1 protein-coding gene is annotated in these 593 nt (G+C 71.2%); it reads left to right on the forward strand.

Going from position 1 to position 593, the window contains the following annotated elements; translation table 11 throughout:
- Positions 1-20 precede the first annotated feature (20 nt).
- Positions 21-593: hypothetical protein (locus tag IEY99_RS33825; protein ID WP_229799510.1), on the forward strand; the 573-nt coding region annotated here is incomplete at its 3' end.

The following is a 593-nucleotide window of genomic DNA, read 5'->3' on the forward strand; positions in this document are numbered from 1 at the left end:
GCTAACACGTGGGTTCCCCCGTGGCCCAGCAACGGGCTGACGGCAGCAGCTTCGAGCGTGTCACAACCGCTCTGGAGGCGGCCGGCTGCGCGCCGCGTACGCGCGGCACCACGCATCTCGACGCGCGATGCCCTGCCCATGACGACACCCGCCCGTCGCTGTCAGTGGACTGGCGCGACTCCGCCGACCGGGGCGGGCTGACCCTGCTCTGCTGCCAGACCGGCTGCCCCGCCGATGCCGTGGTGGCCGCGTTGGGCATGTCGGCGGCCGAGCTGTTCGATTCGTGGGAGCCGCGTCCGGATTTTGACGGTATTGCCGCAGCTCAGCCGATGCAGAATTCTGCAAAACCAGCAATCCGCAAGCCGGCTTCGCCGCGGCCGCGTCGGGGCTGGCCCAAGGCTGGCACGCTGACCGCCGTCTACCCGTACACCCGCGACGGCGCCCTCGTCGGCGAGGTGGGCCGCTTCGTCGACGAGTCCGGTGCGAAGACGTTCCGCTGGCGCACCCCGGTCGCGGACCGGCCCGGGTTCTGGCTGTTTACCAAGCCCGACGACGTGCCGCTCTACCGCCAGGACACGATCGCCGCCGCGGTC

This window comes from Couchioplanes azureus, from assembly GCF_014648355.1.
Classification (GTDB): domain Bacteria; phylum Actinomycetota; class Actinomycetes; order Mycobacteriales; family Micromonosporaceae; genus Actinoplanes; species Actinoplanes azureus.